We start from the raw sequence: 14,798 nt of genomic DNA, 5'->3' as shown, positions 1-14,798 counted from the left end.
GTGCGGCCCTTGTAGACCACGCCGGCCAGGTCCGTCACGTAGATGTTCTCGCGCTTCATGCCGAGATCGACGAGCAGGTTCAGGCAGGCGAGCGCCGCCGCACCCGCGCCCGACGCAACGAGCTTCACTTCGCCGATGTTCTTGCCCACCACCTTCAGACCATTCGTGATCGCCGCCGCGACGACGATCGCCGTGCCGTGCTGGTCGTCGTGGAAGACGGGAATCTTCATGCGCTTGCGGCACTCGCGCTCGACGATGAAGCAGTCCGGCGCCTTGATGTCTTCCAGATTGATGCCGCCGAAAGTCGGTTCGAGCGCAGCGATCACGTCGACGAGCTTGTGCGGATCGTTCTCGTTCAGCTCGATATCGAACACGTCGATGCCGGCGAACTTCTTGAAGAGCACCGCCTTGCCTTCCATCACCGGCTTCGACGCGAGCGGCCCGATGTTGCCGAGACCGAGCACGGCCGTGCCATTGCTCACGACGCCCACGAGGTTGCTGCGCGCGGTGAAACGCGCGGCATTGAGCGGATCTTCGACGATCGCTTCACAGGCGCTGGCGACGCCGGGTGTATAGGCCAATGCTAGATCGCGCGGCGTCAGCATCGACTTGGTCGACGCCATCTCGATCTTCCCCGGAGTTGGAAATTCGTGATCGTTGAGCGCCTCGGCGGCAAGCGCCGCTCGTTCGTCTTGGGTCATATAGGTCGGTTGGCGTGGTTCTTTGAAACAATGTTGACAAAAACGTCCTGACGATTTCCACGTCACTCCGACACGGCTTCGAGCACTTCGCCGCGTGTCTCGACGCCGAATCGCAGTACAACGAGCGATGCGATAGCGAAGCACGTTGCTCCGAAGATGAACACCCCGCCTTGCTGTACGACGGGCAAAATCCACCCGATGAGCGTAGGCCCGAGCAATGCGCCGATCCGTCCGCAGAACGACGCGAACCCGCAACCCGTTGCTCGAGCACGCGACGGATAGAGTTCGGGGGTATAAGCGTAGAGCACGGCCCACATGCCGAAGGCGAAGAACTGCATTCCGGCACCCGTTATGATCAATCCCGCCGAGGACGCACCCCATTGCGCTGCATGACCGAAGACATAGGTCATGATCGCCCCACCGAGCAGGGTCGCGACACACGTCGCTTTTCTGCCCCAGTGTTCGACGGCCCACGCAGCGGTCAGGAAACCCGGGATCCCGCCCAACGAGATGTACACCGTGAACAACACCGACTTTGTCACCGCAGAACCAGATGCCTGAAGCAATGCTCCGAGCCACGTGTTAAGTCCGTAAAAGCCCAACAGCGCAAAGAACCAGAGCACGCCGACCATCATGGTCCGCTGACGATAGGCGCAGGACCAAAGCACCTTCAGACCGCGCGCTTCATGATGACGGGCGTCCACCGAAAGCGTGACCGGCGGAAGCGTGTCGATCTTCAGTTTGCTCATTACCGTCTGTTCGATACTTGAGACGATCTGCTCGGCTTCTTCGTGACGTCGCTGCGATTCGAGCCAGCGCGGAGATTCCGGCACGCTGCGGCGGATGACGAACAGAAACAAGGCGGGGATCGATTCGATGAGGAACAACATTCTCCAGTTGTGCGATTGGAGCACGACGTAGGACAGCAAGCCCGCGCACACAAACGCGATTGGCCAGTTTCCGTCCATGAGCGCGAGGTACTTACCGCGGCTCTTCGCCGGAATAAACTCGGACAGGAGCGTCTGAGCAAGCGGCAACTCCATGCCCATGCCGATGCCCAGCAGCACGCGGTAAATGCCCAGTTCGGTCGCGTCGCTCGCGGTATAGCACAGCAAACTTCCTATTCCCCACACGACCATACTGATTTGGAACACCGGCTTACGTCCGAAACGATCGGCTAGCATTCCCGAGCAGACGGCACCGCAGGCCATCCCTACGAATCCTGCACTGCCCAGCAGGCCGGCTTGCGCAGGCGACAAACCGAACTCCGACTTGATTGAACCCAGGACGAACGTCATGGTGGCGAGGTCGACGTTGTCAAAGAAAAACGCAAGCGAAATGATCATAAATAGCCAGCGGTGGTAACCGCAAACCGGCAGTCTTTCGAGCCGGTCTGCCACGCCAAAGCATGTGACGTCGACATTGCCCATCTTCATTCGAGTATCTCCTCGGTGACTTCCTGTACGTGGATTTGCCGAATTACTTCCCTGCGGCAGAACCACTATCAGTCGTCAAAAGAAGACAGGCGCGTTAGGAAATGTCGTCGATGGTCGCGCTTACGCCAAGTTATGCTGCCGCGCAACGGCTACACATCGCCCTGATCGCGCTTGGCGAATCGGTTCGGATCGAACGCATCGGGAGCGAGGCCGGACACCGTCGCGCCTGCGGCGAACGGGTAGCGAAGATACGGAGCCTGGTGCTGGCCAGGCGGAGAATATTGTCCGTCGGCGAGAATGCGCTTCTTTGCCGTCATCTCAATTACAGCGCAGCGAATCGCGATGATCTGATTGGCCGCGCCCTGTTCGATTGGCGAATAGTCCTTTTCGGGGCGAAACTTATCCAGCGCCTGATTCTGGTGGCGAATGACGCCTTCGGTGTCGTCATCGATGGACGCATGGCAACGGGCAATCACGCTGTAATACTCGAGACTCGTATTCTGTCCTTTCGGCGCCTTAAGCAGCGCGACCGGCCTGTCCACCTCGATGGTGACGTGCCGGTGCTCACGCAGCTTCTGAGCGAAGCTGCCAAAGCGGGAGCAGTGGATAAGGAATGTATCCCCCGTGAAGGTGAAGCTCTGCGCGAGCACGTACGGAAAAGGCGTGTCGTGTACGGCGACCCGGCAAATCAGTTCATCTTTCAGGAAAGCGAGAATCGATGGCCAGTCTGTCCATGCGAGATCGCTTCGACGCATTTGAACGTTAAGGAAGGATGGGGTCATTGTGTATGTGGTTCATTGAAGGCAGATGATGTCGTCTCGCGCCGGACCTGTGCCTATGCCTGCGATACGGCTTCCGGTTCGTCGCTCGATATGCGCGATCAGACCGCGCAGCGAAGGGGGCAAACTGGCATTCAACGGTCCCGCGAAGGAAGGGAACCAGCGAAGCGACGTTTCATCGAACACCGGAATGGCGCCCGACGCCTTGTTGGGGAACAGGGCGAGGCTGTCGCACTTGTTGAGATAGATCTCGTCTACGGCGTGACGACTTGCCGCGTCGGCAAGCTGCGAAACGTCTAGTGCGCCGATGCGCCGGGGCCGCCCGCTGCCCGTGCCGTATTCGTCCGTCAGCATCCGCAGCGCGATTCCGAGCTCGAACGGATCGCCGGATGCAAGAAGCGCACGCGGATCGAACCTCGCGCGTTCGGCTTCGTGCCCGGTCCCCTCCTTGGCGGCCCGGGCACAGTAGGACGCAGACGCCGTGCCACCGAATTCAGAGGGAAAAGGCCCCGCACCCACGCGCGACACGATCGCTTTCGCCACGCCGATCGTCTTGCGGTGAAAGTGGCACGAGAGGTCGCCACCGACGTAGGCGAAGGATGCACTCGTATGGCTCGACGTGACATAAGGCTGATCGCCTAGCGACACGTCGAGTTGCAACGACTGCGCGCCCTCGAAAAGCACCCGCTTGCCCGCTCTCACCAGTCGGGTCAGGAATAGGTCGTCCATCGTCACGAAAGGCAAGATGCGCGTCCACGCCGCCCGAAGTCGATGGAAGGTGGCGGCAATATCGGCCTCATGCGCTTTGGAACAAGGTGCCGACAGGCGGTCGTACGCTGCCATCTGTCCGAAGGCGAGGTCGAGGTTCTTGTGCAAATCGCGAAGTTGAACGACGGTACGGCATTCGGAGCGCATTCTGAGCGCGAGATCTGCATAGCACGGACCGATGCCGTTTCCTGTCGTTCCGATGTCCGATCCGTGTAGCACGTCCATGCGGACATGAACGGGCTGCACGACGATGCAACGGCCGCTGATGAGCAGCCGTCCGTCGAGGGTCAGGCCGGCGCGTTCGAGCGCGTCAATCTCGCCGGCCAGCTTCTCGAGGTTCACCGCGCAGCCCGAGCCGATATAGAGCAGCTTGTCAGGGTGAAATGCGCCCGATGGCACTTGCGCTAGCTTCGCGCTTCCCAGCGGCGTACGGACGGTATGCCCCGCGTTGGCACCGCCGTTGAACCGAGCAATGATGTCGTAGGCGTGAGCCAGATGGTCGATGATCTTGGCCTTGCCTTCATCGCCATACTGAAGGCCGACGAGAACGTCCGCGTAACCGCGCGTCATAGTCATCTCAGTCTTCGACGACGAAGGTCGCTTCCACTTCCACCGGCGCATTCATCGGCAGGCTAGCGACGCCGATTGCGATGCGCGCATGTTCGCCACGCTCGCCGAAGAGCTGATTGATCAGTTCCGACGCCGCGTTGATGATCGTCGGTGCATCGGCGAAGCCTGCAGACGTGACAACGTAACCGCCGACTTTCAGCACATTCGAGATGCGCTCGAGATGGCCGTCGGTCGCCAGGTGCGCCCATCCAAGCACGTTGAGCACGCAGAGTCGCGCTGCGCTGCGCGCATCCTCGACGGACACCACTTCCGGCACGGACCCGGTCCACTGTGCCTTGCCGTCACGAACCGGCAATTGCCCGGAGATGACCAGCAAGTTTCCGTGTCGATTGAATGGTTTGAACGCTGCACGGACCGGTGTATGGACGGGCAAGCTGAGACCCGCTTCCTTAATGCGATCGTAAATTGACATCTTCTCTCCTTGACGCCGCCGGAACGAGGCGGCTCAACATCATTCTGGAGAGGGCGCGGGCGTCATGCTCTCGCGGATAGGTCGCGCTCTATCGCGTAAATGCCAAGTTCATCACTCCGGCATCACCCTGAAAAACTCGCTGGGGCTTCGTCCAAGCGATTTGCGGAACATCGCGCTGAAGGCGCTCGGGCTGTCATAGCCGAGCACCGACGCGATCTCGGTGACCGAGCGGTTCTCGGCCAGCATCTGGACCGCTGCTAGCAATCGCGCCTGTTGACGCCAGCGCGTGAACGTCATGCCCGTCTGATCCGGAAAGAGCCGGATAATGGTCCGCTCGCTTGCCCCGACAACTTTGCTCCAGGACTCGAGCGAGGTTTCTTCTGCTGGGTTCGCGATAATCCAGCGGCATATACGCGCGATGCGCTCGTCTGCCGGCATCGGCAAGTGCAACGGCTCGATCTGTAACGGCTTCACCTCGCGATAGAGCAGTTCAACGACGAGCCCGTCTCTTCCTTGCTCGTCGTAGTCGACGGGCATCGCGACGATGGCCGCGATCAGTTCCCGAAGAAGCGGAGAAATGGAGACAACACAACAATTCGACGCGTCGAGCGGTGTGCGTTGCGGCGCGAAGTAGAGCGTGCGCATTTCGATCTTGCCGACGGCCTGCATGCAGTGCCTGACCCCTGGCGGAACCCAAACGGCGCGTTGGGGCGGCACGACCCACGAGCCGCCGTCGGCAGTGACCAGTATCGATCCCGCGTAGGCGTAAATGAGTTGACCTCGGACGTGAGCGTGATAGTCGATAAAGAACCGGTCCGGCAGGTCACGGGCCATTCCTCCCACGGGCCGCGCGATTGCCTGATAATCCTCACGGTCCTCGCTTTTTCCGAACATGGCGTTTCCTCGTTGATCGTTGTCACGTGCGCGCGCGCCGGCCAAACCGAGTCGCGGTACGGTTGAAGACGATCCACGGACCGGATCGATCATTCAAACACTCATCTGTTTCTCGAGGTACAGCATGCCGGTTTACCGCTCATTCGATCAAGAGGCGCTCGACAATCAATACAACGTCCGCGCGGGCATTCCAGACCATCTCGAAGTGTTCGCAAGGTGGAAAACGGAAAGCAAACGCTTTCGCGCGGAGCACACGGTCCGCGAAGACCTTCGCTACGGGAACGACGCGCAGCAGGCGTACGATTTCTTTCCTGCCAGGACGAACGGGCGCCCCGTGCTGGTGTTCATTCATGGGGGATATTGGCAGTCCCTCGACAAGTCGGATTTCAGCACTGTCGCCCGGCCGTATCTAGATGCGGACATCAACGTTGCCGTGATCAACTACCGGCTGGCGCCTTCCGTGCGCATGGCCGATATCGTGTCTGACAACATCGAGGCCATCGCGAATCTTTATCGAAACGCGGAGGAACTGAGCTTCGATCGCAACGCGATCTTCGTATCCGGAAGCTCTGCAGGCGGACATCTGACCGCCACTCTTGCGGGGACGGACTGGGAGAGCCGCGGCCTGCCGAACGATGTCCTGAAGGGCGCCTGCGCAATCAGCGGTCTGTACGATCTCGAACCTATTCGTCTTTGCTACCTCAATAAAGTCGTGGGACTAGACGACGCGGAGGTACGCGCGTATAGCCCGAAGTTTCATCTTCCCAAGCGGCCGTTGCCCTTCATCCTGACGGTCGGCGGCGACGAATCGGACGAGTTCCATAGGTTGCAGGCTGAGTATCAGACGCTGTTGAACAACCATGGGCTGAACGTGCGGATCGTCCGACAAGCCGACGGACATCATTTCGACGCGGTCGATCGTCTCGGCGAACCGGCCGCGGCACTATCAAAGGCCGTTATCGAAATGATCGAATCGTAAGCGTCGACAATCATCCCACTAGGTATGCGGCCGAACGACATTGCATTTTGGCCGTCGGCGTGCGCTGGGCGATCGGAATCTCGATTGGCTGCGGCTTCCATCTGGGTTGGATCATGATCTGACAATCCCAGCGTCACGGCCACGAAACTCCCGCACATCGCGTAGCATGAGTCGATCGGTGTGACCCATGTTCCTGGTCGCGGCGGCGCGCGAATCTCGCGCGCGACGCAGGCGACGCCTCGCGCGGACCTTCGTCGGCTTTCGCAGGCGAGCGTCTACGCAGCCCTGGTGGAATCCCGTGAAGGCTACCTACGTGTGCGCCCTTGTTTTGTCAGAAACGGAGGGGCACTTTCGAAGGCCAATCGGACATTCGGACGTCTCACTAGGGTTGGGATCGAACGGCGCTTAGTGGCCGGTGGCCGAAGTTCGCGGGTCAAGTGCTGTGTGATTCCGAGAACGCGGGGCGAACTTCGGCACCCGACCCTTTGCAGCTGTTCGTTGCTGCACGCGAGCAGTGGCCGTTAGCGGAGTAGTGCAGTCGCTCCAACGGCAGGTTCGTTCCACTCGGAGAACGGCAAGTTGTTGCAGGAACCCGCCTCCGCTCATCCGATACCGTGATTCGCTGGAGCTCGCGGCTAAATCATTACGATGCGCTTTCGTTTGAGACCAGTAGCGGATTGACCACCGAGATTGGGGCGAACCACGTCAAACGCTGCGGGAGCGCGTGTGTCTTGCGCGGCGACGCCGGCTTGGCTGCACGCGGGGAACCTCGCGATTTGCGTCACAAGAACTGTCAAAATAATGGACGTCGCCCGTTAAATGGTCGACCCTCATCATTTCGATACCGCCCAGGACAAAAGACATCTTCCAGATGAAAAGACTGCCTCCGCTTAACTGGCTTCGTGCATTTGAATCATCGGCGCGTCACCTGAGTTTCACGCATGCGGCGAATGAGCTCAACCTTACGCAGGCGGCCGTGAGTCAGCAGGTCAAAGGGCTCGAATCCCAACTTGGGACGGCGCTGTTTCGCCGCCTTCCTCGCGGAATCGAAATGACCGATGCGGGCCAAGCCTACCTCCCGGTAGTTCACGAAGCGATCGAGCGGCTGGCTGTTGCGACTGACGAAATTTTCGGTCGCATCAATCTTCGCGTACTGACCGTGCGCGTCAGCCTCGTCTTCTATACGCAATGGCTCGCTGTCCGACTGCCTGCGTTTCGCGAGCTGCATCCTGATATCAGCTTGCGCATCACCAGCAATATCTGGGGCGGAGACAGTTGTGTGACCGACGTCGACGCCGATCTGGAGATTCGCCATGGCCATGGAAAATGGTCCGGTCTGCGCGCGGAGCGCCTGACCAGGGACACGCTCTTACCGGTTTGCGCGCCTGATCTGCCGTCCGCGCGCCGTCCGCTCGCGAAGCCAAAGGATCTCGCAGGTCACGAACTGCTGCACGTGCTCGGGTACGAAGAGGGCTGGGGCTACTGGTTGCGCAAGGCAGGCGCAGCAAAGGTTGACTCTTCTTCCGGCATGCACTTCGACACGCTGATCTCTGCCCTCAAGGCGGCTGAGCTCGGACAGGGCGTTGCGCTCGCACGTTCCTCACTCGTCGAGCAGATGCTGGAGAGCGGCCAGTTGATTGCCCCGCTCAAACCTCATTTGCCGACTGAGGAAGCGTTCTGGCTTGTGTATTCGCCACACAGCATCGTTAACCCGAATGCAAAGGCTTTTGTCGATTGGCTTGTCGAGACGGCCGACCAGGCCCGCGCCTGATGCCAGCGCAGCCATAAAAGAAACCAACCCTTAGTCGTTTTTTTTATAGCTTTACCGCCGTTCCGCTCTGACCGAAAGTCTGTTCCGGGCGCGCCGCCTGATCGCACCGCCGATCGAGGCAAGGCGCTGCCAGCCCATAACACGACGAGCAGCAGACGGCCACGCGCCGCTGTGCTGGAGGCAGGACGGAGATGACGGAAGCACAAGACAAGCGCCCGCTTAGCGGCGTCAACGTGGTCGACTTCGGCCAATACATCGCCGGGCCGGCGGTCGCGATGATCCTCTCTGATCTCGGCGCGAAGGTGATCCATATCGATCCGCCTGGCGGCCCGCTCTGGGACAGCCCCGTCAATGCCGTACTCAATCGCAACAAGCTCACGGTCCGGCTCGATCTGAAAACCGCCGAAGGCCGGGCCGATGCCCACGCGCTGATCGAGCGTGCTGACGTCGTGATCGAGAACTTCCGCCCAGGCGTGCTCAACCGGCTTGGCATCTGCTTCGCGGAACTGCGCGCAGCACGCCCGGACCTGATCACGCTTTCCCTGCCGGGATTCGCAAGTAACGATGCATTGCGCCGCGAGTGGCGCGCGTTCGAGCCGATCATCGCATCGGCGTCCGGCGTCTTTACGGACATGGGACAGAACCGCGTGCTGATGGGCATCAATCCCAGCTTCTCGCCGCTGCCGCTGGCTTCGTCGTACGGCACGATGCTGGGTGTTGCTTCCGTCGTTCTCGCACTCCAGTCGCGCGAACGTACGGGGCGCGGCGACGGTATTGAAGTGCCGCTTTCGTCGGCGGTTCTCGAAGGACTCTCGTACAACTCGATCAAGATCGACGACTATCCGCAGCGCTACAAAACGCTCCGCGAAAAGGAAGTCGAGCGCCGTCGCGCAAACGGGTTGCCGATGGATCTCTCGTACGAGGCCTTGCAGGAATATCTCGACCCGTTTTATCGCACCTACGAATGTGCCGATGGGCGCAAGTTCTACGCGGTTTGCCCCTCGCATAATGCACACGCCAAGCGTTGCCTCATGGCGATGGGTCTCTACGAAGAAATGGTTGAGGCCGGACTGCCGACGGTCGCCGATTGCTATCGCCCTGTGGGTGAATGGGAAGGCGACGCATCGCTCGGCGTGTACCCGCTGCCGGCGCACTGGGCTGCGCGCATTTCCGCGCGCATGAAGGCGGTCTTCTTGACTAGGACCTCGGCCGAATGGGAGCGAATTTTCGGAGAAGGCGGCTTTCCTGGCGCCGCACACCGCAGCACGCAGGAATGGCTGCACGACGAGCATGCGAACGCCGCCGGCCTGGTACTGGAATCTCACGATGGCGAGTTTGGCATGATGAAACAGCCAGGGCCGGTTGCCTGGCTCGAAGACAGTGCCGAAGCGATGCTGTCGCCCGAGCCACGTCGTACGGTGCCCGTCGCCGAGGCAATCGCCGCATTGGACGCCACGGCGCAGCCGATGCGCGCCGTCAAGCCGCACGATGGCGTGGGCGGCTGGCTCGATGGTGTGCGCGTTCTGGATCTGACCAACGTGATCGCCGGTCCGCATTCGACGTCGTTCCTCGGACGCTTCGGTGCGGAGGTCATCAAACTGGATCCGGTGTCGCCGAATTACGATCCGTGGAATACGGTTGTCTTTGGAATGTCGTCGGCGCGCGGCAAACAAAGCATTCTGGTCGATCTCGGCAAGGACGAGGGGCGGCAGGTGTTCCAGACGCTGGCCCGCTCGGTCGATGTGATCGTGATGAATGCGCCGGACCGGCAACTTGCCCCGTTGGGTCTGGACGAGGCGAGCCTGCGCGCGCTCAATCCCGGTGTCGTGTTCTGCCAGCTCGATTGCTTCGGCGGCCCACGCCGCGGCCCGCGAACCGACTATCTGGGCTATGACGATTTGATCCAGGCCTGCACGGGCATCATGGTGCGCTTTGGCGGTGGTATGGCTACGCCGGAGGAGCACGCTCATGTCGGCACCATCGACGTGATGTGCGGCTTCGCAGCGGCGCTGGGTGTGGCCGCCGCGTTGTACCGGAAGGCCCGCACCGGAGAGGGCGGCCGCGCGCGGACGTCGCTGGCCGCGCTCGGCAACCTGGTGCAGATTCCATTCTGCTACGACTACGCTGGCCGCGCGCCGTTCGACGAACCGTCGGGACGCGAGGCATCGGGATTCGGGCCGCTGTCGAAGTTTTTCCGCGCGGCAGACGGCTGGATCTACGTGCATACGGACGCAAGCGAGTTCGAACGGCTCGACGATGTCGAGGGTCTGCGCGGCATCGCTGCGTCTCCGGCACCGGCAGATTTTCTTGCCCGGGCGATCGCATCGGACGGTGCTGAAAGCTGGCAAACCAGGCTGCAAGCCGCAAACATCGCGGCCGCCGTACCCGACAATCTGGACAATCTGCGTCGCAGCGCCAGCCGCCCCGCCGACGGCCAACCCGGTATCGATCTGGGCAGCTATGCATTTAGTGTCTACGAATCGCATCCCAGCGGCCACCGTGTTACCCAGCTCGATCCGGTAGCGGTTCGCCCGACGCATGCAACCATTCGTGCTCTCGCGCCCGCCGAAAAATTCGGCGCTTCGACGCGCGCGGTCATGCGTTCGCTCGGCTACTCCGAAGGGCTGATTGATGCGCTTATCGACCGCGGCGCAATTGGCGTGAGCTGGTCGAACGAATATCTGCCCAGCTGATCGACCATCAGTTCAATCGATTCAGATCCAACACATTATCAGTTATGCAAAATGAAATGACATTGAAACGGCAGTCACTCGGCGAATTCGACTATATCGTGATCGGTGGCGGGACTGCGGGATGTGCGCTCGCCAATCGTCTGAGCGAAGATGCCAGGGCATCGGTGCTACTGCTCGAGGCCGGCGGGAAAGACAACTATCACTGGATCCATGTGCCGGTGGGCTATCTGTACTGTATCGGCAATCCGCGCACCGACTGGAAATTCCGCACCGAGGAGGAGCAAGGCTTAAACGGCCGTTCGCTCAGCTATCCACGCGGGCGCGTGCTGGGCGGCTGCTCGTCGATCAACGGCATGATCTATATGCGCGGCCAGCGCGAAGACTATGACGATTGGGCGCAAAGCACCGGCGACGCGGGCTGGCGCTGGGAATCAGTCCTGCCGGTGTTCCGCCGCAGCGAGGATTACCATGGCGGTGCGAGCGAATTGCATGGCGCGGGTGGTCCCTGGCGCGTCGAGAAGCAGCGCCTGCGCTGGCCGATACTCGAAGTCTTTTCAAAAGCGGCCCAGCAGAGCGGCATTCCGGCGACCACGGACTTCAACGGGGGCGATAACAACGGCGTGGGCTACTTCGATGTGAATCAGCGGCGCGGCATTCGCTGGAATACGTCGAAGGCTTTTCTCAAGCCCGCTGCACATCGCCGCAATCTAACTGTCGTGACACTGGCTCAAACTGAGCGCCTGAAATTCGACGGTACGCACTGCGTGGGAGTCGAAGTCACTGCTGAAGGCGTGCAGATGCAGGCCAGGGCACGACGCGAAGTGATTTCGTGCGCGGGTGCCGTCAATTCGCCGAAGCTGCTCGAATTGTCCGGGATTGGCGACCCGGACAGATTGGCGGTGCTGGGCATCCCGGTACGTGCCGCGCGGCGTGGCGTCGGCGAAAATCTGCAGGATCATTTGCAACTGCGCATGGTGTTTCGCATAGATGGCGCGACCACGCTGAACACTCTGAGCGCATCGTTGTGGGGGAAAATGCGAATCGGTCTGCAATACGCGCTGGACCGCAGCGGACCCATGGCGATGTCTCCCTCCCAGTTGGGAATCTTTACCTCGACAAGCTACGGCAGCACGGACAGGCCCGACGTCCAGTACCACGTTCAGCCGCTCTCTCTGGATCGCTTCGGTGAGCCGCTTCATTCGTTCGACGCGGTTACGGCGTCGGTCTGCCAATTGCGACCGACATCGCGCGGCAGCATTCACGCGACGTCCGCTGACCCGCTCGCGCCACCGCGTATCGCGCCCAACTATCTGTCAACTGAACTAGACCGGAAGGTCGCCGCTGATGCGCTTCGCCTCACGCGACGGATCGCGGCGGCGCCCGCATTGGCGCCGTTCAATCCGCGCGAGGTGCTTCCGGGCCTGGAATTCCAGAGCGAAGAAGAGTTGCAGCGCGCCGCGGGCAACGTGGGTACGACGATTTTTCATCCGGTCGGCACGTGCCGCATGGGGCGTGTCGAAGACAGCGATGCGGTGGTCGATTCGCGTTTGCGCGTGATTGGGGTGACGGGGCTGCGAGTGGTCGACGCCTCGATCATGCCGACGATCACCTCAGGCAATACAAACTCACCCACCTTGATGATCGCTGAACGCGCCAGCGACATGATTCGCGAAGATTGGGCGAATGCGCGAATCATCGCACAGGTTCGCGATAGCGCGGTGCTGGTCGCCTGAACACGTAGTTCCCGCATGCGATCCCGATGCAGGAATCGCATGCGAAATGCGCGGGCGGGTGGCGCCCCGCTGACCCCGCGACAATTAAAACTCTTGGAGACAGTGATGCAACATAGCAGCTCTACGGTGATCGCGGAGCCCGCGAAGCCGCGCCTGGGAGTCGAGCGTCGCTCGATTGACTATATTCCGCACGCGGAGCGTCACGGGAAAATCTGGCAGCTCGGCACGATCTGGTTTTCCGGGTCGACGCAGATCGCTACGCTGGCCGTCGGTGCGTTGGGCGGCGCGATGGGGTCGAACCTGCTCTGGACCGCAATTGCCGCGGTGCTTGGCGCGGCGTTTGGGACTTTTTTCATGGCGTTTCATTCGACGCAAGGGCCGCAACTCGGCCTGCCGCAGATGATCCAGTCGAGACCGCAATTCGGCTATATGGGCGCGTTGCTTGTCTGGATTGTCGCGCTCGTTACCTACGTGGGCTATAACGCATTCAATCAGGTGCTGGCAGGCGATTCGCTTCATCATCTTCTGCATATCGACGCGCGAGTTGGGCTGATTGTCTTCACCGTCCTGTCGCTTGCTGTAGCATTTCTCGGTCACGACTGGATTCATCAGGCTCAGCAATGGCTCGCGGTGATGATGGTCGTCGTGCTGTCGATTCTCTCTATCGGCATTGTGACGACCGTGCATTTCGATGCGGCCATGTTCAGCGTGAGCGGGTTTCGTAGCGTGCCGTTCTTCGTGCAATTTTTCGCCGCAGCGGCGTATCAGTTGAGCTGGGCGATCTATGTGTCTGACTATTCGCGCTACATGCCGGCGAATGTTGGCGTGCGGACGTCGTTCTGGTGGACGTATCTGGGCGCATTCATCGGCGGCGCGTGGATGATGCTGATCGGTGCAGCGGCTGCGGCCATTCATGTTAAGACCGATATCGGCGCTGCGGTCAAGCAGGTGGGCGATGCCATCTATCCCGGCCTCGGTGGGTTGACTCTCGTGCTGTCCGTTGCCACGCTCGTGACGATGACGAGCCTGAACTTCTACGGCGCGTCGCTGACGCTCATGAGTATCGCGGACTCGCTGAAGCTGTCGAAACCGACCATGCGAGCGCGTTTTGTCAGCCTTATTGTCGTTGCAGTCGTCGCGACAGCTATCGCACTCGCGGCTTCCGGCGACTTCATGGCGAAATTCGGCGACTTCCTCGGCGTTCTGCTGTATCTGTTCACGCCGTGGACAGCAATCAATCTGGTCGACTTCTACTTCGTCCGGAAAACGGAATACTCCGTGCGGGAGATATTCAATCCGCGAGGCTTGTACGGGCGATGGAACTGGCGTGGTCTGGGCGCCTATTTCATTGGCTTTGCTGCGATGTTGCCGTTTTCGTCGACGGGATTCTATGTCGGTCCCGTTGCAAGAATGCTAGGGAATATCGACGTTGGGATGGTCATTGGACTTGTTGTGTCGGCCGCCGTCTATCTGTTGAGTTGTCGTTCGATGGACATCCGCCGGGAGCTAGATCTGGCACGTGAGGCGGATCGAGGCATTGATTCGATCCTGTAAAGCAGATCGTGGCATGCACTTGTGATAGCGCGTCGGGGATGGCCCGTGCAGACGCTGTCTGCACGGTTACTTCTTGAAGCTATGAATTACACTCATCGCAGCCGTTCGTTGATGTGCGCGAGCAATGGCTGTTAGCGGAGTTGTGCAGTCGTTCCAACGGCAGGTTCATCCGCTCGCTGAATGGCAGGTTGTGGCCGTTCTGCGACACCTCGGTAGCCAGTCGCATCCCGCTGCTTTCCTGGAGCACGAGTCCGCTTTGTGCTACAGCGCTGCTGAGTGCCGCTTACCCCGGATCGGAAGTACCGTTCCGCCCGTGAGCTTACCGATAGTCTTCTTGGCTTCATAGCGCTCCATCAGTAAAGATGCTTCTCTTGCTAGTCGACCGCGTCATTGATTTGGCACCGGACGGATCCGACGCGAAGGATCGTCATATTTCCACTTGATCGGC

The 14,798-nt window shown here is 60.5% G+C and carries 10 protein-coding genes and 1 pseudogene; 5 read left to right on the top strand and 6 right to left on the bottom strand.

What is annotated here, in order from left to right:
• From AWB74_RS41265 to AWB74_RS41240, 6 genes and pseudogenes are all read right to left on the bottom strand, one after another.
• Positions 1-701: pseudogene (locus tag AWB74_RS41265) on the bottom strand (NADP-dependent malic enzyme); the annotation flags it as partial.
• Between the two features lie 62 nt (positions 702-763).
• Positions 764-2,137 carry an MFS transporter gene (locus AWB74_RS41260; protein ID WP_061152304.1) on the bottom strand — a complete coding sequence of 458 codons (1,374 nt, stop codon included), beginning with the start codon at positions 2,135-2,137 and terminating at the stop codon, positions 764-766.
• A 149-nt stretch (positions 2,138-2,286) separates the two neighbouring features.
• Complete coding sequence (locus AWB74_RS41255) at positions 2,287-2,919, bottom strand: pyridoxamine 5'-phosphate oxidase family protein (protein WP_200822108.1); 633 nt, start codon at positions 2,917-2,919, stop codon at positions 2,287-2,289.
• Between the two features lie 12 nt (positions 2,920-2,931).
• Positions 2,932-4,254, bottom strand: coding sequence for an adenylosuccinate synthetase (locus AWB74_RS41250; RefSeq protein WP_327363174.1), 1,323 nt, complete (start codon positions 4,252-4,254; stop codon positions 2,932-2,934).
• 7 nt (positions 4,255-4,261) lie between these two features.
• Positions 4,262-4,726, bottom strand: a complete 465-nt coding sequence (locus tag AWB74_RS41245) for a RidA family protein (RefSeq protein WP_087039506.1) — start codon at positions 4,724-4,726, stop codon at positions 4,262-4,264.
• A 111-nt stretch (positions 4,727-4,837) separates the two neighbouring features.
• A complete protein-coding gene (locus AWB74_RS41240; RefSeq protein WP_327363172.1) occupies positions 4,838-5,713 on the bottom strand; it encodes an AraC family transcriptional regulator in 876 nt (291 codons plus the stop codon).
• 31 nt (positions 5,714-5,744) lie between these two features.
• Between AWB74_RS41240 and AWB74_RS41235 the strand changes: the two genes are divergently transcribed.
• The 5 genes from AWB74_RS41235 to AWB74_RS41215 all read left to right on the top strand — a co-directional run bounded on the left by AWB74_RS41235 (position 5,745) and on the right by AWB74_RS41215 (position 14,350).
• Complete coding sequence (locus AWB74_RS41235) at positions 5,745-6,599, top strand: alpha/beta hydrolase (protein ID WP_061152300.1); 855 nt, start codon at positions 5,745-5,747, stop codon at positions 6,597-6,599.
• An 871-nt stretch (positions 6,600-7,470) separates the two neighbouring features.
• On the top strand, positions 7,471-8,370 hold the full coding sequence (gcvA, locus tag AWB74_RS41230) for a transcriptional regulator GcvA (protein ID WP_061152299.1): 900 nt from the start codon (positions 7,471-7,473) through the stop codon (positions 8,368-8,370).
• Between the two features lie 191 nt (positions 8,371-8,561).
• Positions 8,562-11,063 (top strand): CoA transferase, encoded by a 2,502-nt coding sequence (locus AWB74_RS41225; RefSeq protein WP_061152298.1) that lies wholly within the window; start codon positions 8,562-8,564, stop codon positions 11,061-11,063.
• Between the two features lie 56 nt (positions 11,064-11,119).
• A complete protein-coding gene (locus AWB74_RS41220) occupies positions 11,120-12,796 on the top strand; it encodes a GMC family oxidoreductase (protein WP_061152305.1) in 1,677 nt (558 codons plus the stop codon).
• Positions 12,797-12,835: 39 nt separating this feature from the next.
• Positions 12,836-14,350, top strand: a complete 1,515-nt coding sequence (locus tag AWB74_RS41215) for a purine-cytosine permease family protein (protein ID WP_235024901.1) — start codon at positions 12,836-12,838, stop codon at positions 14,348-14,350.
• Positions 14,351-14,798: the final 448 nt, after the last annotated feature.

Origin of the sequence: Caballeronia arvi (genome assembly GCF_001544695.2) — a bacterium.
Lineage (GTDB): Bacteria > Pseudomonadota > Gammaproteobacteria > Burkholderiales > Burkholderiaceae > Caballeronia > Caballeronia arvi.
The sequence above is the reverse complement of the archived record's forward strand: the minus strand, read 5'-3'. Positions and strand labels throughout refer to the sequence as shown.

Bases quoted from the DNA above. Each gene is read 5' to 3' on its own strand.
- AWB74_RS41260 (WP_061152304.1), bottom strand. From the start codon at position 2,137: ATGAAGATGGGCAATGTCGACGTCACATGCTTTGGCGTGGCAGACCGG.
- AWB74_RS41255 (WP_200822108.1), bottom strand. From the start codon at position 2,919: ATGACCCCATCCTTCCTTAACGTTCAAATGCGTCGAAGCGATCTCGCA.
- AWB74_RS41250 (WP_327363174.1), bottom strand. From the start codon at position 4,254: ATGACGCGCGGTTACGCGGACGTTCTCGTCGGCCTTCAGTATGGCGAT.
- AWB74_RS41245 (WP_087039506.1), bottom strand. From the start codon at position 4,726: ATGTCAATTTACGATCGCATTAAGGAAGCGGGTCTCAGCTTGCCCGTC.
- AWB74_RS41240 (WP_327363172.1), bottom strand. From the start codon at position 5,713: ATGATCGATCCGGTCCGTGGATCGTCTTCAACCGTACCGCGACTCGGT.
- AWB74_RS41235 (WP_061152300.1), top strand. From the start codon at position 5,745: ATGCCGGTTTACCGCTCATTCGATCAAGAGGCGCTCGACAATCAATAC.
- gcvA (WP_061152299.1), top strand. From the start codon at position 7,471: ATGAAAAGACTGCCTCCGCTTAACTGGCTTCGTGCATTTGAATCATCG.
- AWB74_RS41225 (WP_061152298.1), top strand. From the start codon at position 8,562: ATGACGGAAGCACAAGACAAGCGCCCGCTTAGCGGCGTCAACGTGGTC.
- AWB74_RS41220 (WP_061152305.1), top strand. From the start codon at position 11,120: ATGACATTGAAACGGCAGTCACTCGGCGAATTCGACTATATCGTGATC.
- AWB74_RS41215 (WP_235024901.1), top strand. From the start codon at position 12,836: ATGCGAAATGCGCGGGCGGGTGGCGCCCCGCTGACCCCGCGACAATTA.